The following is an 18,324-nucleotide window of genomic DNA, read 5'->3' as shown; positions in this document are numbered from 1 at the left end:
GGTGTGATCGTCGAAGCTACGGATGCCTCGCCGGCGTCTCAACCGCCCCACGACGCCCGCCGTCACCGCGGGAAACCGGCGGCAACGGGGCGTCATGCCGCGTCACGTGGACGTTGTCGGGGCGGGCCAGGCCGAGGTGCTCGCGCAGGGTCTCGCCCTCGTACTCGGTCGGGAAGACGCCCCGCCGCTGCAGCTCCGGCACGACCTCGAGGGCGAACGCGTCGAACTGCGCGGGCTGGATCGCGGAGAGCACGTTGAAGCCGTCGACGGCGCCGGCATCACCCCACGCCTCGAACTCCGTGGCGATGTCGTCGGCCGTGCCCACGATCATCGAGGCGTTCACCGAGGCGGCGACGACGAGGTGCCTGAGCGTCGGCGGGCGTTCGCCCGCGGGGCTGCGACCGGTGCGCTCGGCCACGATCTCGACGAGCTCCTGACCGGGCGCGCTGAACTCGGCCACGAGCGCCGGCGTGACCGCGCGGTCGGGCGACAGCCCCGACACGTCGACGCCGAGCAAGGTCGACAGCTGTGCGAGCGATCGGTTCGCGGGGAACGCGGGCGGCGGGCCGTCTGGCCAGTCCTCGGCGATCTGCACGAGCTCGCTCAGCTCGTCGGCGATCGCCTGGGCGTGCGCTCGCGTCTCGCCGACGATGGGCAGCACGGGCGCGATGACCTTGAGCGTGCGATCGTCGCGGCCCGACTCGAAGGCGAGCGCTCGCAGCTCCTCGCGCACCTGCACCGCGTGCTCGAGGTCGCCGACGGCGACGAGTGCGAGGTCGGCGTTCTGCGCGGCGAACAGGCGCGAGCGCGGCGAGGTGCCCGCGTGCACGATCGGCAGGTGGCCCTGCACCGGGCGGGCGACGTTGAGCGGACCCGTGACGTCGAGGTGCTGGCCGTTGAAGTCGGTGGCGTGCAGCTTCGACGGATCGATGAAGACCCCCGCCGCGGCATCCGCGACGATCGCGTCGTCCTCGAACGAGTCCCACAGCCGGCGCAGCACGTGCTCGAACTCGACCGCGCGGTCGTAGCGGGTCTCGTTCGCCGCGTGGAAGTCGCGGCCGTGGTTGCCGGCCGCGCGCGGCTCGGCTCCCGTGACGAGGTTGAGCCCGGCGCGGCCTCCGCTCAGCAGGTCGACCGAGGCGGTCGCACGGGCGAGCGTGTACGGGTCGGAGTAGCTCGTGTTCGCGGTCGCGATGAGCCCGATGCGCTCGGTGACGCCCGCGAGGTACGTGATCGCCGAGAGCGGGTCGATGCGGGCGACGAGGTAGGGGTCGCGGAACTCGAGGTCGTGCCCCGTCGCGAGCCAGTCGCCGAAGAACAGGTAGTCGAGGCGCGCCCGTTCGGCGACCTCGGCCGCGCGGCGCAGCACCGCGGCATCCCCCCTCGGATCCCGGTGCGCCCCCGGATACCGCCAGCCCGACGGGTAGGCCCCGATCGCCCGGACCATTGCGCCGATGATGAGTCGTGTCATGTGTCGACCTCCCGGGCTCCGACGCTAGGGAGGGCGGCAGCGGGCCGCGAGCCCGCCTGTCACACGGGGGAACCGGGTGTCACACGAGGTCACCCGAACGTCACATGACGACGGGCCCCGGATGGTCGAGCAGCGAGCGCAGCGAGCGCAGCGAGCGCGTCCAGGCCGCGCGCGCCTCAGATGCTCGCCCGCTGCGCCACGAGCGGGCACTCGAACGGATCGCGCTCACCGAGCCCCACCCGGTTGATGTAGTGGAAGACGATCGCGTACGACCGCCACAGCGTCGTCTGCGTGTACGGAACGTCGTGCTCGCGCAGGTAGGCGGCGATCAGCGGGGCCGCCCGTCGCAGGTGCGGGCGCGGCATCGACGGGAAGAGGTGGTGCTCGATCTGGTAGTTGAGCCCGCCCATCGCGAAGTCGAGCACCCGGTTGCCGCGGATGTTGCGACTCATGAGCGCCTGCCGGCGCAGGAAGTCGAGCTTCATGCCCTTGGGAACGAGCGGCATGCCCTTGTGGTTCGGAGCGAACGACATGCCCATGTAGAAGCCGAACAGGCCGAGCTGGATCGCGAGGAACACGGCCGCCTTGTCGGGCGAGAGCACGAGCAGGACGAGCGCGAGGTAGCCGATGATGCGCACGGCGAGGAACGCGATCTCGACGGGTCGGTGCGCGAGGTGCTCGCGGGCGAGCACCCGGTGCACGCTCGAGGCGTGCAGCGAGAGCCCCTCGAGCAGCAGGATCGGGAAGAAGAACACCCCCTGATGCGCGATGACCCAGCGGAAGAACGCCGCGCGCTCGCGGGCCGCCTGCTCGGGCGTGAACGCGACGACGGGCAGTTCGATGTCGGGGTCCGCGCCGAGCTGGTTCGGGTTCGCGTGGTGCCGCGTGTGCTTGTGCTGCCACCAGCCGTAGCTCATGCCGACGATGCCGCCGAGCACGAGGCTCGTCCAGTCGTTCCACTTGCCCGATCGGAAGATCTGGCGGTGGGCGGCGTCGTGGCCGAGGAACGCGGTCTGGGTGAACAGGAACGCGAAGACGGCGGCCGTGAACATCTGCCACCAGCTGTCGCCGATCCAGATGAAGACGGCGATCGCCGCGGCGACCGCCATCGGCACGGCGATGAGCTTCGTCCAGTAGTAGCCGTAGCGCCGGCGCATGAGCCCGGCGGACTTCACGAGCCTCGCGAGGTCGGTGAAGTCGCTGTTGGGATTGGGGCGGGCGACCGGCGCGGCCGCCTTCACCTGAGTAGCGGATGCCTCGTCCATGAGGTCTGCTCCCAGCCCGCGCCGCCCGACGGGCGGCGCGAATCAGGTCATCGGTACGTCGAGCTGTGAGGGTCGAAGCTGATGCGGTTCGCCAGCTTTACGACCGCGGCGGCGCGATCGGACTCCTCCTCGGCGAGCTTCACGCGCTCGAGATCGCGAGACTTGCGGAGCGTCGCGACCTGGGTCCCGATGTCGGCGAGGATCTCCCCGATGCGCTGCGCGAGCCCGGCCTCGAGTTCGTGCAGGTTCGTGTTACCGATGAGCAACCGGCGGTCGGCGGTCATGAGCGTGATGCCCTTGTAGCCGGCTGCAGCCAGTTGGTCGGTGACGCTCGCCGCGGCGAGCAGTTCGAGTTCGAGCGGGTCGGGACGCCTCGAGAAGACGGCGGTCACGACGTACCGTTCGGGGGCCTCGGCGGTGCCGAGCGTGGCGGGCAGTTCGCTCGCCAGGATGTGATCGAGCGCGAACGGCCCGAGCGTCGAGACATCCATGTCGGCGGTGATCATGATGCGATCACCTCGGCGGCCGGTCGCCAGTAGGCGGCCGCGCTGTCGACCCAGCGGTTCGGGTTCGAGACGTTCGCCTCGAAGTGCGACCAGAAGGCTGCGGTCCGGCGGTGTTCTGCGGCTTGCGCGGTGACTCGCATGTCGTCGGCCGGGGGCGGGCGGATTGCTCCTCGTATTGCGTTCATGATCGGACGTTACGCCTCGAACATGTGTACGTACACAGGTTCGACGCGAGGCCTCACCACGTCGCGACGTACTCCGACACCCGGTCGGGGAGCGTGCCGCGCACGACCGGCACGCCGCGCTGCACGGCCTGCGAGATGCGGTCGCGCAGCTGCGCCGACTCGAGGCGGTAGTCGACGAAGTCGACGTCGCTCGCGTACACCCCGATCGGCAGCGTGAGCGCCTGGAAGAAGGCGAACAACGGCCGGAACTGGTGTTCGATGATGAGCGCATGACGGTCGCTGCCGCCGGTCGCGGCGAGCAGCACGGGCTTGTCGATGAGCGCGTACTGCCCGACGAAGTCGAACACGTGCTTGAACAGCCCCGTGAAGCTCGCCCGGTAGACGGGGCTCGCGACGATGAGCAGGGTCGCCGACTCGATGCGCCGGATCGCCGCCTCGGCGACGGGGCTCAGCTCGTCGCGCCGCAGCGCGCCGCTGAACTCGCGCCCGATCGCGCCGAGCTCGATGAGCTCGGTCTCGACCTCGACCCCGGGTTGCGCGGCGAGGGCGACCGCGAACTCCTCGAGGATCTCGCGCACCAGCACGGTGGTCTTCGAGGGGGCGTGCAGGCTGCCCGAGACGGCGACGAGTGAGACACGGTGCGACATGCTCCCGACGCTAGGCAGCCGCCCCGGATGCCGCGACCGACCGGGTCACACGACGGAACCCGCCGTCATCCGGCGGAACGGCCGGTCACACGAGGTCATCCGCGCCTCGACGATCGACGAGACGCTCGAGTTCCTCAGTTCCTCTCGGAGGTCACCGGCTGCGGCGGGGCGCTTCGTTCGCGCGCGTCAACAGGATGAGCGGTCGGGCACCCGCCGCCACGGCGGTGCCGGAGGGCTCATCCTGTCGAACGCGAGCGGATGCCTCGTCGCTCAGTCGCGCGACGAACCGTGCCGCGGCTTCCGGGCCGGGCGGTCGTCGCCCTCGGGCGCACGCCCGCCCTCGCGGTCGCGGTCGTAGCCGCCGCGCGATCCCCGGTCGCGGTCGTACCCGCGCCCCCCGCGGTCGCGGTCGTACCCGCCGCCCGACCCGCCCCGCGACGATCCGCCGCGGTCGGGGCGCAGGTCGATGAGCTCGCCCGAGATCCGCGTGCCGGCGAGCCGGTCGAACACGTCCCGGGGCAGGTCGGCGGGCAGCTCGACGAGCGAGAAGTCGCCGCGGATCTGGATGCGACCGAAGTCCTCGCGACGGAGGCCTCCCTCGTTCGCGAGCGCGCCGACGATCTGGCGCGGCTCGACGTGCTGGCGGCGTCCGACCGAGATGCGGTAGTTCTGCAACGACGCGCCGCCGCCGCGACGACGGTCGGAGCCGTCGCGCTCGTACCGGTCGCCTCCGCGGTCACCGCGGTCGAAGCGGTCGCCGCGGTCGAAGCGGTCGCCGCGCGAGTCGCGCGACCCGCGATCCCGATCGCGGTCGAACCGCGTCGGCCGCTCGGGCTCGGGCTCGAGCAGCAGGGGCGACTCGCCCTGCGCGACCACGGCGAGCGCGGCGGCCACGTCGGTCTCGGGCACGTCGTTGTGGCGCACGTAGTGCGCGATGATGTCGCGGAATCCGGCGATGCGGTCGGTCTCGCCGAGCGCCGCCGTGATGCGGTCGTCGAAGCGCGCGAGGCGGGTGACGTTGATGTCCTCCACGGTCGGCAGCTGCATCTGGGTCAGCGGCTGCTTCGTCGTCTTCTCGATGCGGTTGAGCAGGCCACGCTCGCGCGGCGTGACGAAGCTGATCGCGTCGCCCGAGCGCCCCGCGCGACCGGTGCGGCCGATGCGGTGCACGTACGGCTCGGGGTCGGTCGGGATGTCGTAGTTGACCACGTGCGAGATGCGCTCGACGTCGAGGCCTCGCGCCGCGACATCCGTCGCCACCAGGATGTCGAGCTTTCCGCTCTTCAACTGGTCGACGGTGCGCTCGCGCTGGGCCTGCGCGACGTCGCCGTTGATGGCGGCGGCCGAGTAGCCGCGGGCACGCAGCTTCTCGGCGACCTCCTCGGTGGCGTTCTTCGTGCGGACGAAGATGATCATGCCTTCGAAGTTCTCGACCTCGAGGATGCGGGTGAGCGCGTCGATCTTCTGCGCGTGCGCGACGAGCAGGTAGCGCTGGGCGATGTTCGCCGACGTCTGCGTCTTCGTCTTGACGGTGATCTCTTCGGGGTCGTGCAGGTACTGCTTCGACATGCGGCGGATCGCAGCCGGCATGGTCGCCGAGAACAGCGCGACCTGCTTGTCGTCGGGGGTGTCGGCGAGGATCGTCTCGACGTCTTCGGCGAAGCCCATCTTGAGCATCTCGTCGGCCTCGTCGAGCACGAGGTACTTGAGCTCCGAGAGGTCGAGGGTGCCCTTGTCGAGGTGGTCCATGATGCGTCCGGGCGTGCCGACGACGATGTGCACGCCGCGGCGCAGCGCCGAGAGCTGCACGCCGTAGCCCTGGCCGCCGTAGACGGGCAGGATGTGCACGCCGCGCAGGTGCGCCGCGTACTTCTCGAACGCCTCGCAGACCTGCAGGGCGAGCTCGCGCGTCGGCGCGAGCACGAGCGCCTGCGGCGTCTTCTGGTCGACGTCGAGCCGGTCGAGGACGGGCAGCGCGAAGGCCGCCGTCTTGCCGGTGCCGGTCTGCGCGAGGCCCACGACATCGCGCCCGGCGAGCAGCGTCGGAATCGTCGCCGCCTGGATCGCCGAGGGCGTCTCGTACCCGACGTCGTCGAGTGCGCGGAGCACGGCGTCGCCGAGCCCGAGGTCCGCGAAGGTGGTCGTGGCGGGCTCCTCCGGAGCCGCGGCCTCGACGGGGGCGTCGCCTGTAGTCACCCTTCAGGGTACCGCCCGCCCCCTGCGCGATACCTGAGTCGGGCTCGGGATGCCTCACGGCCGACGCCGCGCGGATCGAGACCCGCCCGGTGGTCGAGCAGCGCGACGCGTAGCGAGACCCCGCCTCAGCCCTTCGGCTTCTTCGGGCCCTGGCCTCGACCCGGGTGGTCGTCTTCGGGCTCGGGGGTCGGTTCGGGCGTGGGCTCGGCCGTCTCGGGCGCAGGCTCGGGCTCGACGGTCGGCTCGGTGCCGGGATCGTCGGCGGCACCATCGTCGGGCTCGGTCGTCGGCATCTCGTCGGCGGGCGGGGTCGCGCTCGGCAGGATCGGCGGGTACGCGCGCGTCGGCGTCGTCGTGCCCGGCGTCGGACGCGGCGACTCGACGGCGGGGCCGGCCTCGTCGACCTGCCCGGCGGTCGACCCGATGACGGCGACGGCGCCGCCGAGCATGGCCACGGCGACGAGTCCTGCGCCGGCGATGACGACCGCCGGACGGTGCCCGCGCGCCCAGAGCACGGCCGGGGCGAGCGCACGACCGACGGGTGCGAGGCGGGAACGAGCCCACGTGACCGCTCGGCCGAGCTGCGGGACTCGGCCGGGCAGGGCGCCGGACCAGGCGGCGATCGAGGCGGCTCGTGCGACGACCCAGGCGGCGATCACCGTCAACGGCGCGAGCAGCACGGCACCGCGCGCGGGCTTCGGCGCGGCTCGTCGGCCACGCGGACGCCGCAGCGGCTCGTCGTCGTGGGGGTACTCGTCGGTCACGATGCCTCGGGAGGTGCTCGGGTCGGTCGCCGTCGGGTCGATCACCGGGCTCCGCGATGCGGGATCGGGAGCGCGACCCGCGAACGGGGGACGTTCCCATCGAGGATAGGCGGTGACCGCCGCCGCCGCATCCCGAGCAGGCGTGGATGACCGAGCCGAATGTCGGAAGAACCGGCCGACACGCCGAGCCGATGCCGGCGACACGCCGCACAGGCACCCGAAGTTCCTCCAGAAGCGCGCGGTGCGCAGGCGCACAGGGTCGAGCGAGGCTCGGCGAGGCTCGGCGAGGCCGCGGGAATGCGACCCGACTCAGGCGCCGACGATGAGTCCGTAGATGAGCGATCCGAACTGCTGGATGAGCGCCATCGCGCCGATCGTCGCGCCGATCGCGCCGTACACGCGCGTGGCGCCGCCCCGCACGAAGGCGACGACGCCCACCGAGATCGCGGCGAGCGCGAGCACGACCATGACGGCCGCCGACACGAGCGAGACCGTCGAGTACGCGGCGAAGTCGGCCGAGCGGATGATCGAAGCGGTCACGAAGATCATGACGAAGTCGAGCACGACGATGAAGACGCCGAACACGAGCGCCACGACGCCGACGGGTTCGCTCCGTCGCGAGTCGGCCGGCGGCTTGCGCTGAGCGGGCGCGTGGCCGGCGGAACCGTAGCCGGGCGCGGGCGTACCGGGAGCTGGTTCGGGGCTGGTCATGCCGCCACCCTATCGGCCGGCGCGCGACTGCGGCAGCGGCGCGGCGCACCTGCTACTGTGCATCGTGGTTTCAACGTTGAAACCCTGACCCGACCGAGGACGATGACGACTCGAACCGACACCCCCACGGCACGCACCGCACGCGCCTCCCATCCGCTCGGCGCCCGCACCTGGGCCGCCGTCATCCTCGTGGGTCTCGTCGGCCAGCTCGCGTGGGTGATCGAGAACATGTACCTCAACGTGTTCGTCTACGACACGATCTCGACCGACCCCGCCGTGCTCGCCGTGATGGTGGCGGCGAGCGCCGTCGCCGCCACGGTCGCGACCCTCGTGGTCGGCGCATGGTCCGACCGGCTCGGTCGCCGCCGGGAACTCATCGCGGCCGGGTACGTCGCCTGGGGCGCCGTCACCGCCGCCTTCGGCCTCGTCGGCGCACCGGATGCCGCGGCCGAGGCCGCACCGGCGGTGATCGCCGCCGTCGTGGCCATCGTCGCGCTCGACTGCATCATGAGCTTCATCGGCTCGGGTGCGAACGACGCGGCCTTCGCCGCGTGGGTGACCGACTCGACGGTGCCGGCGAACCGCGGCCGGGTCGACGGCTGGCTCGCGACGATGCCGCTCGTCGCGATGCTGATCGTGTTCGGCCTGCTCGATCCGATGACGCAGGCCGGGCAATGGCCCGCCTTCTTCGCGATCGTCGGGGGCGCGACCGCGGCGACCGGCGCGGCGGCGTGGTTCCTCGTGCGCGACCGGGGCGTCGCGCCGCGGCCGTCCGGGGTCTGGCGATCGGTCGTCGACGGGCTTCGCCCCTCGACCGTGCGCCGCGAGCCGGCGCTGTTCATCACCCTGGCGATCTGGTGCGTCATCGGCGTGAGCTCGCAGGTGTTCATCCCCTTCGTGCTCATCTACCTGCGCTACTCGCTGCAGCTCGACGACTCGGCGATCGTGCTGGGCGTCGTGCTCATCCTCGCGTCGGCGCTGAGCGTGGTCGGCGGTCGCATCATGGACCGGGTCGGCAAGGAGCACTACCTGCTGCCCGCGGTCGCCGTGTTCGCGGTCGGGCTCGTCGCGATGTCGTTCGCCCGCGACTTCACCTGGGTCGTCGTCGCGGCGACGCTCATGATGGCCGGCATGATGAGCTCGATCGCGGCGGTCTCGGCCATGACGCGCGACTGCACCCCCGCCGACCGCGCGGGTGGCGTGCAGGGTGCTCGCATGATCATGGCCGTGATGCTGCCGATGGTGATCGGCCCGGCGATCGGGGCTGCGATCATCTCGGGAACGGCCCACACGTACGTCGAGCTCGGCCGGGAGCAACCCGTGCCCGGACCCGAGATCTTCCCGGTCGCGGCGGCCGTGCTGCTCGCCGTGCCCGTGCTCGCGGTGCTGCGGCGGCGGATGCTGCGGCGGTCGGGTTCCGGGACGAGCGCTCCGCTCCCTCCCGCTCCGGAGGACGCCGGATGAGTCGCCGCACGCCCTGGGCCGACGCGATCGATCCCGCCGCGGTCCTCCCCGAGTACCCCCGCCCGCAGCTCGCGCGCGACAGCCACCTCAGCCTCAACGGCTGGTGGGAGCACGCCTTCACGGTCGACGATCGCCGACCGCCGGCGTGGGCCGGAGCCATCCTCGTGCCCTTCTCCCCCGAGGCCGAGCTCTCGGGCGTCGGCCGGCAGCTGCAGCCCGGGGAGCACCTCTGGTACCGCCGCACGGTGCGCCTGCCCGAGGGGTTCCTCGTCGACCGCGTCGTCCTGCACTTCGGAGCGGTCGACCAGCGCTGCCGCGTCTTCGTCGACGACGTGCTCGTCGGTGCGCACGCGGGCGGTTACCTTCCGTTCTCGCTCGACGTCACCGACGCACTCGCCGACGGCGAGGAGCACGAGCTCGTGGTCGACGTGGTCGACCCGAGCGACACGTCGTACCACTCGCGCGGCAAGCAGTCGCTGAAGCGCGGCGGCATCTGGTACACGGCGCAGTCGGGCATCTGGCAGAGCGTCTGGATCGAGTCGGTGCCGGCGCTGCACGTCGCGGGCCTCGACCTGCGCCCGAGGCTCGACGACGAGACGGTCGAGGTCGTCGTCGAGGCATCCACCCCGCACGAACCGCCGACGGGCGGCGCGACCGAAACGGCGACCGGCCCGGCCGGGCCGCCCGTCGCGACGGTCGTGCTGCTCGCCGACGGCCTCGAGGTCGCGCGCGCCGAGGGCGCGGCCGGCGCGACCCTCACCCTGGCGGTGCCGCAGGCGCGGCGCTGGAGCCCCGACGACCCCTACCTCTACGACGTCGAGGTACGACTCGGCGACGACCTGGTGCGGAGCTACGTCGGCATGCGCTCGGTCGGCGTCGCCCCCGATGCGTTCGGGCGGCCACGGCTCGTGCTGAACGGCGAGCCGGTGTTCCACGCGGCCGTCCTCGACCAGGGCTACTGGCCCGAGGGGCTCTACACGCCGCCCTCCGACGAGGCGATGGTGCACGACCTGACGTCGATGAAGGCGCTCGGCTTCAACGCCGTGCGCAAGCACATCAAGATCGAGCCGCTGCGGTGGTACCACCACTGCGACCGCCTCGGCCTGCTCGTCTGGCAGGACATGGTGAACGGCGGCCGGCGCTACAACCCGGCGGTGATCACGGCGCCGGTCAAGCTCCCGGTGCGGCTCGACGACCGCAGGCATCGGCGGTTCGGCCGACAGGATGCCTCGGGGCGGGCCGAGTTCACCGTCGAGCTCGAGTCGACCGTGCGACTGCTGAAGAACGCGCCGAGCGTCGTCGTGTGGGTGCCGTTCAACGAGGGCTGGGGGCAGTTCGATGCGCTCGACGCCGTGGAGCGGGTGCGTGAGATCGACCCGTCGCGGGTCGTCGATCACGCGAGCGGCTGGCACGACCAGGGGGGCGGCGACCTCCTGAGCCTGCACGTGTACTTCCGGCGGCTGAAGCCCGGACGCGACTGGGGGCGCGACGGCCGCGCGGTCGTCGTGTCGGAGTACGGCGGCTACAGCCTGCGCCTGCCCGGTCACGAGTTCTCGCCGAGGGAGTTCGGCTACCGCCGCTACCGCTCGGTCGACGCCCTGACCGACGGCTTCGTCGAGCTGCACCGGCGCGAGGTGCTGCCGGCGATCGCGGCCGGGCTCTCGGGCATCGTGTACACCCAGCTCTCCGACGTCGAAGACGAGCTCAACGGGCTGCTCACCGCCGACCGCACCGTGGTGAAGGTCGACGCCGACCGGGTGCGCGACGTGCTCGGCGAGCTGTTCGCGGAGTTCGCCGCGGCGACGACGCCGGAGCTCGCCGAACCCGCCCGCCGGGCCTCGGCACCCCGAGAACCTCAGGTGCGTCCCGCCCCGCATGAGGCAGAACCCGCATGACGACACGGCACGGCGTCGCCCCTGTGAGGCTCGCCCCACGTGGGGCGAGCCTCAGGTGAGGATTCGAGACACGCCGCCCCGCCACGCCCCCCCACCACCGCACCGAACCCGAGATCGGAACCCCATGCCCCGCACCATCGTCGAGCGCGAACTCACGACACCCGTCGCCCTCTGCGGGCCCGACGGCCGGCTGAACCGCGATGCCGTCGGCTGGACCCGCACCCCGCTGCACGACACGTCGGGCATCGACGGCCGCCGTGTCTGGGGCCGCAACAAGCGGTGGGAGTACTGGGCCGTCACGACGCCGACCCACATCATCGCCCTCACCGTCTCGTCGATCGACTACGCCGCGGTGCACGCCGTCCTCGTGCACGACCGACGCGACGGGTCGACCGTCGACCGCGCGGCGATCGCACCGCTCGGCTCGAGCGCGACGCTGCCCGCCTCGCTCGGCGGCGGGCCGGCGCGAGCGCGCACGAAGGCGATCGAGATCGACATCGAGGAGCGCGCCGACGGCTCGGGAACGCTGCTGCGCGGCTCGGCCCAGGGCGTGCGCTTCGAGATCGACGCGCACCGGCCGGCTGGGCACGAGTGCCTCGGCGTGGTCGTGCCGTGGTCCGACCGCCGGTTCCAGTACACGGTGAAGGATGTCGCGCGACCCGCGACCGGCTGGCTCGAGCTCGGCGGCGAGGGCGATCGGCCCGTCGAACGCATCGCCCTGCCCGAGGGCGAGAGCTGGGCGGTGCTCGACCACGGCCGCGGCCGCTGGCCGTACCGCATGGTCTGGAACTGGGGCGCCGCGTCCGGCGAGGTCGACGGCCGCACGATCGGCCTGCAGCTCGGCGGCAAGTGGACCGACGGCACCGGCTCGGCCGAGAACGCCGTCGTCGTCGACGGCCGTCTGCACAAGATCAGCGAGGAGCTCGACTGGGACTACGACATCCACGACTGGCTCGCGCCGTGGCATATCCGCGGCGAGCACGCCGACCTGTGGTTCGAGCCGTTCTGGGACCGGGTGAGCGCGACCGAGCTCGTCGTGTTCGGCTCGCACGGGCACCAGTGCTTCGGTCACTACTCGGGCTGGGTCGATGCGGGCGGCGAGCGCATCGCCGTCGACGGGCTGCTCGGCTGGGCCGAGGACGTACGGAACCGCTGGTGAGCGAACGCGATCCGAAGGCCGTCGGCGGCCGCCGCTCAGCGGGGCCGACCCTGAAGGATGTCGCGGCCATCGCCGGCGTCTCGTACCGCACGGTCTCCAACGTCATCAACGGCGGCGCCCCCGTGAGCGACTCGACGAAGCGACGGGTCGAGGCCGCGATCGCCGAGGTCGGCTACCGCCCGCAGCTCGCGGCGCGCCAGTTGCGGATGGGCCGCAGCAACCTGCTCACCCTCTCGGTGCCGTTCCTCTCGCTGCCGTACTTCGCGCAGCTCGCGCACGCCGTCGTGGGCGCGGCCGAGCGGGTCGGCTACGACGTCGTCGTCGACGAGACGCACGGCGATCCCGAGCGCGAGCTGCGGGCGGCGCGCGGCTTCGGCACGATGCTCACCGACGGCATCGTGCTGAGTCCGATGTCGCTGAGCGACGCGCAGCTCGAGGCCGCGCGCGGCAGTACTCCGCTCGTCGTCCTCGGCGAGCGCATCCGCGGCGCCCGCGTCGACCGGGTCGTCGTCGACAGCGTGGTCTCGTCGCGCGATGCCACCTCACACCTGATCGTGTCGGGTCGCCGTGCGCTCGGCTTCCTCGGCACGGTTCCGGATGCCTCGTCAGGAGCCGCCGCGGCCGACCTGCGGCTCGAGGGGTTCCGAGAGGCGCTTCGCACGGCCGAGCTCGAAGCCGACCCGCGGCACGTGCTCGAGGTCTCGCCGTGGGACCCGGCCTCGCCCGACGGCGACTACTCGCGGGAGGAGGGCTACGCGCGCGTGCGGGCGCTGCTCGCGGAGCCCGAGGGGCTCGCCGGCCTCGACGGGCTCGTCTGCGCGAACGACCTGCTCGCGATCGGTGCGCTGCGCGCGTTCCGCGAGGCGGAGGTCGACGTGCCGGGGCAGGTCGCCGTCGTCGGCTGGGACGACTCCCCAGAGTCGGCGTACGCCGCCCCGGCCCTGACGAGCATCGCGCCCGACCTCGCCGAGATCGCCCGCCTCGCAGTCGCCTCGGTGCTGCGCCTCGTCGACGACCCGCACGCGCCGCCCCGCGTCGAGCAGGCGCCGTACCGGCTCGTCGTGCGCGAGTCGGCGCCGTAGCCGCAGCCGGTGAAGAGCACCGACGCGCAGCTCGTCGTCGTCACGGTGCGCGAACTGCTGCCCCGGCGCGCCGCGGCGCGCCCTGCCCTCACCCGGCGGTCGAGGCCCGCACCACGAGTTCGGGCTGGAACACCACCTGCTCGGGCGTGAAGTCGTCGTCGGCGTCGGCCTCGCGCAGCAGCAGGTCGACGGCGGTGTGCCCGATGAGGGCGGCGGGCTGCCGGATCGACGAGAGCGGCACGACCGCGGCGGCCGCGAAGTCGATGTCGTCGTAGCCGATGAGCGCGATGTCGCCGGGCACCTTCGCGTCGCCGCGCATCACGAGGGCCTGCAGCACGCCCATCGCGAGCAGGTCGTTCGCGGCGAACACGGCGTCGGGCCGCTCGGCCGCGGGGCGCGCGCGCAGCACCTCGCCCGCGGCACGCCCCTGCAGCACGGTGAGGTTCTCGGTGGGCACGACCTCGAGCGAGGCATCCGGCACCTCGGCGACGGCTCGCCGGGCGCCCTCGAGGCGGTCGGCGACCTGGCGGATGCTCTCGGGTCCGCCGACGAACGCGATGCGCCGCCGGCCGAGCCCGAGCAGGTGCTCGGCGGCGAGCCGGCCACCGGCGATGTCGTCGACCGCGACCGACGAGAAGCTGCGGTCGTGGGCCTGCCGGTCGACGAGCACGACCGGGGTGCCGCGGTCGCGGAGGCGCTGCAGCCTCGGCAGGTCGTCGGCGAGCGGCGAGATGAGCACGCCGTGCACGCGCTGCTCCTCGAAGAGGTCGACGTAGACGCGTTCGCGTTCGATGTCCTCGTCGCTCGTGCCGAGCAGCACCGTCAGTCCGGCGTCGGCGGCGCGGGTCTCGGCGCCGCGGGCGACCTCCGTGAAGAACGGGTTGCGCACGTCGAGCACGACGAAGCCGATCGACCGGCTGCGTCCGGCTCGCAGCTGGCGGGCGGCGTCGTTGCGCACGAAGCCGAGCTCCTCGATCGCGGCGAGCACCCGCTCGACGGTCGCGGGGGCCACCTTGTCGGGGCGGTTGAGCACGTTCGAGACGGTGCCGACCGAGACCGACGCGGCGGCCGCGACGTCGCGAACACTGACTGCCATGGCCGTTCCTCCTCGTTTCGCACCGGCCCCGTCGGGTCGCTCGGCGTTGAACCGATTCGATCATGACATCGAATCCGGACCGTGAGCGGCGCGCGATATTGATTCGTTTCAATATCGTGACTTGACCACTCGTGCGACCTGACCTTACAGTAACCATGCATCGATTTTGAATCGATTCATAGCAGAGTCACTGCAGAGCGATCCCCCCGCTCCCACCTCGACGAGGAGGCCCCCGTGTCGGACACCCCGCGCATGACGGCGGACACCCCGCCCGCCCCCGCGGCGACCCCGCCCATGCTCGAACTCGAGAACGTCGCGAAGTCGTTCGGCGCCGTCGTCGCGCTGCGCTCCGGAAGCCTGCGGCTCGAGCGCGGCTCGATCCACGCGCTCATCGGCGAGAACGGCGCCGGCAAGTCGACGCTCGTGAAGATCGTCGCCGGGCTCTACCGCCGCGACGCCGGCGACTTCCGCCTCAACGGCGAGTCGGTCGACTTCGGCTCGACCGCCCAGTCGAAGGCCGCGGGCATCGCGGTCATCTACCAGGAGCCGACGCTCTTCCCCGACCTCACGGTCACCGAGAACGTCTTCATGGGCCGCCAGCCCGTCGGCCGGTTCGGCCGCATCGACCGCAAGGCCATGCGCGCCGAGGTCGAGCAGCTGTTCGCCCGGCTCGGCGTCGGCATCGACCCCGACCGGCCGGCCGAGGGCCTCTCGATCGCCGACCAGCAGGTCATCGAGATCGCGAAGGCGGTCTCGCTCGACGCGCGCGTGCTCATCATGGACGAGCCGACCGCCGCGCTCTCGGGCGTCGAGGTCGACCGACTCTTCCAGATCGCCCGCAGCCTGCGCGACGAGGGCCGCGCGCTCCTCTTCATCTCGCACCGCTTCGACGAGGTGTTCGCGCTCTGCGACACCGTCACGGTCATGCGCGACGGCGCCTACATCGCGACGACGCCCATCGGCGAGACCACGGTCGACGGGCTGGTCCGCCAGATGGTCGGCCGCGACGTGACCGACCTCTTCCCCAAGCTCCCGGCCGAGATCCGCGAGCCGCTGCTCGAGGTTGAGGGGCTGTCGAGCCCGTTGTTCCACGACATCTCGTTCACGGTCCGCGCGGGCGAGATCGTCGGCCTCGCCGGCCTCGTCGGCGCCGGCCGCAGCGAGGTGGCGCGCGCGGTCTTCGGCGTCGACGCCTACGACGAGGGCACGGTGCGGCTGGGCGGGCGGGCGATTCCGAAGAACCGGCCGGATGCCGCGATGCGGGCCGGTCTCGCACTCGTTCCCGAAGACCGCCGCAAGCAGGGGCTCGTGCTCGAGTCATCCGTCGCCCGCAACGTCACGCTCGCCATCCGCGAGACGATCGCGAAGGCCGGCCTCATCACCTCCGGCATGGAGAACCGTGCCGCGAAGGAGTGGGCGAGCCGGCTCGAGGTCAAGACGAACGCGCTGTCGACCGTGGCCGGCACGCTCTCGGGCGGCAACCAGCAGAAGGTCGTGCTCGGCAAGTGGCTCGCGACCGAGCCGAGGGTGCTCATCATCGACGAACCGACCCGCGGCATCGACATCGGCACGAAGTCCGAGGTGCACCGGCTGCTCTCCGAGCTCGCGGGCCGCGGCATGGGCATCCTCATGATCTCGTCCGAGCTGCCCGAGGTGCTCGGCATGGCCGACCGCGTGCTCGTCATGCGCGAGGGCCGCATCACCGCCGAGATCGACCGCGACGACGCGACGAGCGAGAACGTCATGTTCGCCGCGACCCACGCCCAGGGAGCCCACCAGTGACCGCCACCATCGAGAAGACCGCCGTCACGAAGCGGTTGCACGCCATCGGCGCCGTGCGCGAGTTCGGTATCCTGCTCGCCCTCGCGCTCGTCGTCCTCGCGGCGACGGTCGCGAATCCCAACTTCCTGTTCAGCGCCGACGGCTGGCGCGACCTGCTGCTGACCCCGTCGATCCTCGTGCTCGTCGCGATCGGCCAGGCGATCGTCATCATCACCCGCAACGTCGACCTCTCGGTCGGCTCGATCCTCGGCCTCTCCGCCTACCTCACGGGCCGGCTCTTCATCGACCTCCAGGGCATCCCGATCGTCGCGGTCTTCGTGATCGCGGTCGTGTTCGGGGGCCTCCTCGGCCTCGTCAACGGCGCGCTCGTCGCGTTCGCGAAGGTGCCCGCCATGGTCATCACGCTGGGCACGCTCTACGCCTACCGCGGCATCAACGTGCTGTGGACGGGCAGCGACCGCATCAACGCGTCGGACCTGCCGAAGGACTTCCTCGCGCTCGGCACCGGGCAGATCCTCTGGATCCCGATCCTCACGATCATCGCCGTCGTCGTGCTCGCCGTCACCGGCTGGATCATGAAGAACACCCGCGGCGGCCGCGAGTTCTACGCGATCGGCTCCGACCCCGCCGCGGCCGAGCTCTACGGCCTGCGCGTGACCCGCCGCCTGCTCATCGCGTTCGTCGTCTCGGGCGCCCTCGCCGGTCTCGCCGGCGTGCTCTACGCCGCCCGCTACGGCACGATCAACTCGCAGGCGGGTTCGGGCTGGGAGCTCGACGCGGTCGGCGCGGCCGTCATCGGCGGCGTCGCCATCACGGGCGGCGTCGGCTCGGTGTGGGGCGCCGCGATCGGCGCCTGGCTGCTGCTCACCATCAACCGGGCCCTGCCGATCCTCGGCATCCCCGACTTCTGGCAGCGCGCCGTCGTCGGCGCGCTCATCATCGGCGCCATCGTGCTCGACCGCGTGCTCGCCGTTCGACAGAGACGCAAGCTCCTCGAGGCGAGGGAGGACGACCGATGACCGCCACGACCACCGCGGCCGCCGCGATCGCGCGCAGCTACCGCGACTACGACCGTCCCCTCTGGCAGCGCGTGCTGCTCACCCGCGAGATGGCGATCATCGCGCTCGTCGTCCTCGTCTCGGTCGTCGCCGCGGCCACCGTGCGCGGATTCGGGCAGCCGATCACCGTCACCTACCTGCTGCTCGACGTGATGCCGATCCTGCTCATCGCACTGCCGATGACGCTCGTCATGATCACGGGCGAGATCGACCTCTCGGTCGCGAGCATCGTCGGCCTCTCGAGCGTGCTCACCGGTGTGCTCACCGCGGGCGGACTGCCGTTCGAGGTCGCCGCCGTCGTCGCGCTCGTGGCCGGCGCGGTGTGCGGCGCGGTCAACGGCTTCCTCGTGACCGTCGTCGGCCTGCCGTCGCTCGCGGTCACGATCGGCACGCTCGCCCTCTTCCGCGGACTCGCCGTGGGCCTGCTCGGCACGACCGCGATCACCGACTTCCCCGACTTCTGGACCGACCTCGCGAAGGCGCGCGTCGGCGGCAGCAACGTTCCGGTCGTGCTGTTCGTGTTCCTCGTGCTGCTCGTCGTGTTCATCGTGCTGCTGCACTTCACGCCGTTCGGCCGCGGCATCTACGCGATCGGCCTGTCGAAGGCGGCGGCCCGGTTCTCGGGCGTGCACGTCGAGCGCACGAAGTTCGTGCTGTTCGTGCTCGCCGGCACGATCTCGGCGCTCGCGGGCGTCTTCTACACGCTGCGCTTCGGCAGCGCCCGCGGCGACAACGCGACGGGCCTCGAACTGCAGGTCATCGCCGCCGTCGTGCTCGGCGGGGTCTCGGTCTTCGGCGGTCGCGGCGCCATCCACGGCGTCATCGCCGGCGTGCTGCTCATCGGCGTGCTCTCGAGTGCGCTGCGGCTCGCCAACGTCACGAGCGACGTCATCAACATCATCACCGGAGCGCTGCTCGTGCTCTCGGTGGTGGCCACCAGCTTCCTGGCCTGGCTGCGCAAGCGCCGGAAGGCACCAGGGGGAACACCGCGCATCGAGGCCTCCACAGCAGGGTGACCGGGCCGCGCGAACCGTCGAGGCGAT

The 18,324-nt window shown here is 71.9% G+C and carries 16 protein-coding genes; 7 read left to right on the top strand and 9 right to left on the bottom strand.

Annotated elements, in window-relative coordinates; translation table 11 throughout:
* Positions 1–16: 16 nt before the first annotated feature.
* From ACFWGP_RS10425 to ACFWGP_RS10390, 8 genes are all read right to left on the bottom strand, one after another.
* Positions 17–1,471 (bottom strand): NtaA/DmoA family FMN-dependent monooxygenase, encoded by a 1,455-nt coding sequence (locus ACFWGP_RS10425; RefSeq protein ID WP_231428707.1) that lies wholly within the window; start codon positions 1,469–1,471, stop codon positions 17–19.
* A 176-nt stretch (positions 1,472–1,647) separates the two neighbouring features.
* Positions 1,648–2,736 (bottom strand): acyl-CoA desaturase, encoded by a 1,089-nt coding sequence (locus ACFWGP_RS10420; protein ID WP_231428708.1) that lies wholly within the window; start codon positions 2,734–2,736, stop codon positions 1,648–1,650.
* 47 nt (positions 2,737–2,783) lie between these two features.
* Positions 2,784–3,242, bottom strand: coding sequence for a hypothetical protein (locus tag ACFWGP_RS10415; protein WP_231428709.1), 459 nt, complete (start codon positions 3,240–3,242; stop codon positions 2,784–2,786).
* Entirely contained in the window at positions 3,239–3,427 is a 189-nt protein-coding gene (locus tag ACFWGP_RS10410) for a hypothetical protein (RefSeq protein ID WP_231428710.1), read from the bottom strand. Before ACFWGP_RS10410 ends, ACFWGP_RS10415 begins: the two co-directional genes overlap by 4 nt.
* A 53-nt stretch (positions 3,428–3,480) precedes the next feature.
* Complete coding sequence (gene msuE, locus ACFWGP_RS10405) at positions 3,481–4,074, bottom strand: FMN reductase (protein ID WP_275506211.1); 594 nt, start codon at positions 4,072–4,074, stop codon at positions 3,481–3,483.
* Positions 4,075–4,344: 270 nt separating this feature from the next.
* Entirely contained in the window at positions 4,345–6,270 is a 1,926-nt protein-coding gene (locus tag ACFWGP_RS10400; protein WP_376930862.1) for a DEAD/DEAH box helicase, read from the bottom strand.
* 125 nt (positions 6,271–6,395) lie between these two features.
* A complete protein-coding gene (locus tag ACFWGP_RS10395) occupies positions 6,396–7,079 on the bottom strand; it encodes a hypothetical protein (protein ID WP_376930861.1) in 684 nt (227 codons plus the stop codon).
* Between the two features lie 264 nt (positions 7,080–7,343).
* Entirely contained in the window at positions 7,344–7,745 is a 402-nt protein-coding gene (locus ACFWGP_RS10390) for a hypothetical protein (protein ID WP_231428714.1), read from the bottom strand.
* 102 nt (positions 7,746–7,847) lie between these two features.
* On the opposite strand from ACFWGP_RS10390, the gene ACFWGP_RS10385 reads away from it, so the two are divergent.
* The 4 genes from ACFWGP_RS10385 (at position 7,848) to ACFWGP_RS10370 (ending at position 13,345) form a co-directional block, all read left to right on the top strand.
* The gene (locus tag ACFWGP_RS10385) at positions 7,848–9,209 is read left to right on the top strand and encodes an MFS transporter (RefSeq protein WP_376930860.1); all 1,362 of its coding nucleotides are present in this window, start codon (positions 7,848–7,850) and stop codon (positions 9,207–9,209) included.
* The gene (locus ACFWGP_RS10380) at positions 9,206–11,104 is read left to right on the top strand and encodes a glycoside hydrolase family 2 protein (protein ID WP_376930859.1); all 1,899 of its coding nucleotides are present in this window, start codon (positions 9,206–9,208) and stop codon (positions 11,102–11,104) included. The genes ACFWGP_RS10385 and ACFWGP_RS10380 overlap by 4 nt, the downstream gene beginning before the upstream one ends.
* A gap of 124 nt (positions 11,105–11,228) precedes the next feature.
* Positions 11,229–12,263, top strand: a complete 1,035-nt coding sequence (locus ACFWGP_RS10375) for a DUF2804 domain-containing protein (RefSeq protein ID WP_376930858.1) — start codon at positions 11,229–11,231, stop codon at positions 12,261–12,263.
* Entirely contained in the window at positions 12,260–13,345 is a 1,086-nt protein-coding gene (locus ACFWGP_RS10370; RefSeq protein ID WP_231428718.1) for a LacI family DNA-binding transcriptional regulator, read from the top strand. The genes ACFWGP_RS10375 and ACFWGP_RS10370 overlap by 4 nt, the downstream gene beginning before the upstream one ends.
* An 88-nt stretch (positions 13,346–13,433) precedes the next feature.
* Here ACFWGP_RS10370 and ACFWGP_RS10365 read toward each other — a convergent pair whose 3' ends face one another.
* Positions 13,434–14,441, bottom strand: coding sequence for a LacI family DNA-binding transcriptional regulator (locus ACFWGP_RS10365; protein ID WP_231428719.1), 1,008 nt, complete (start codon positions 14,439–14,441; stop codon positions 13,434–13,436).
* 252 nt (positions 14,442–14,693) lie between these two features.
* Between ACFWGP_RS10365 and ACFWGP_RS10360 the strand changes: the two genes are divergently transcribed.
* The 3 genes from ACFWGP_RS10360 to ACFWGP_RS10350 are packed head-to-tail and all read left to right on the top strand — an operon-like array spanning position 14,694 to position 18,297.
* Positions 14,694–16,223 (top strand): sugar ABC transporter ATP-binding protein, encoded by a 1,530-nt coding sequence (locus ACFWGP_RS10360; protein ID WP_231432183.1) that lies wholly within the window; start codon positions 14,694–14,696, stop codon positions 16,221–16,223.
* Positions 16,220–17,242 (top strand): ABC transporter permease, encoded by a 1,023-nt coding sequence (locus ACFWGP_RS10355; protein ID WP_231428720.1) that lies wholly within the window; start codon positions 16,220–16,222, stop codon positions 17,240–17,242. The genes ACFWGP_RS10360 and ACFWGP_RS10355 overlap by 4 nt, the downstream gene beginning before the upstream one ends.
* A complete protein-coding gene (locus ACFWGP_RS10350; protein WP_231428721.1) occupies positions 17,239–18,297 on the top strand; it encodes an ABC transporter permease in 1,059 nt (352 codons plus the stop codon). Before ACFWGP_RS10355 ends, ACFWGP_RS10350 begins: the two co-directional genes overlap by 4 nt.
* Positions 18,298–18,324 lie beyond the last annotated feature (27 nt).

The sequence above is a fragment of the Agromyces sp. NPDC127015 genome (genome assembly GCF_042725165.1).
GTDB classification, from domain to species: Bacteria; Actinomycetota; Actinomycetes; order Actinomycetales; family Microbacteriaceae; genus Agromyces; species Agromyces chromiiresistens.
This window is presented reverse-complemented; position numbering and strand designations above follow the sequence as displayed.

Coding starts and splice junctions, on each gene's coding strand:
- ACFWGP_RS10425 (WP_231428707.1), bottom strand. CDS start 1,471: ATGACACGACTCATCATCGGCGCAATGGTCCGGGCGATCGGGGCCTAC.
- ACFWGP_RS10420 (WP_231428708.1), bottom strand. CDS start 2,736: ATGGACGAGGCATCCGCTACTCAGGTGAAGGCGGCCGCGCCGGTCGCC.
- ACFWGP_RS10415 (WP_231428709.1), bottom strand. CDS start 3,242: ATGATCACCGCCGACATGGATGTCTCGACGCTCGGGCCGTTCGCGCTC.
- ACFWGP_RS10410 (WP_231428710.1), bottom strand. CDS start 3,427: ATGAACGCAATACGAGGAGCAATCCGCCCGCCCCCGGCCGACGACATG.
- msuE (WP_275506211.1), bottom strand. CDS start 4,074: ATGTCGCACCGTGTCTCACTCGTCGCCGTCTCGGGCAGCCTGCACGCC.
- ACFWGP_RS10390 (WP_231428714.1), bottom strand. CDS start 7,745: ATGACCAGCCCCGAACCAGCTCCCGGTACGCCCGCGCCCGGCTACGGT.
- ACFWGP_RS10385 (WP_376930860.1), top strand. CDS start 7,848: ATGACGACTCGAACCGACACCCCCACGGCACGCACCGCACGCGCCTCC.
- ACFWGP_RS10380 (WP_376930859.1), top strand. CDS start 9,206: ATGAGTCGCCGCACGCCCTGGGCCGACGCGATCGATCCCGCCGCGGTC.
- ACFWGP_RS10375 (WP_376930858.1), top strand. CDS start 11,229: ATGCCCCGCACCATCGTCGAGCGCGAACTCACGACACCCGTCGCCCTC.
- ACFWGP_RS10365 (WP_231428719.1), bottom strand. CDS start 14,441: ATGGCAGTCAGTGTTCGCGACGTCGCGGCCGCCGCGTCGGTCTCGGTC.
- ACFWGP_RS10360 (WP_231432183.1), top strand. CDS start 14,694: ATGACGGCGGACACCCCGCCCGCCCCCGCGGCGACCCCGCCCATGCTC.
- ACFWGP_RS10350 (WP_231428721.1), top strand. CDS start 17,239: ATGACCGCCACGACCACCGCGGCCGCCGCGATCGCGCGCAGCTACCGC.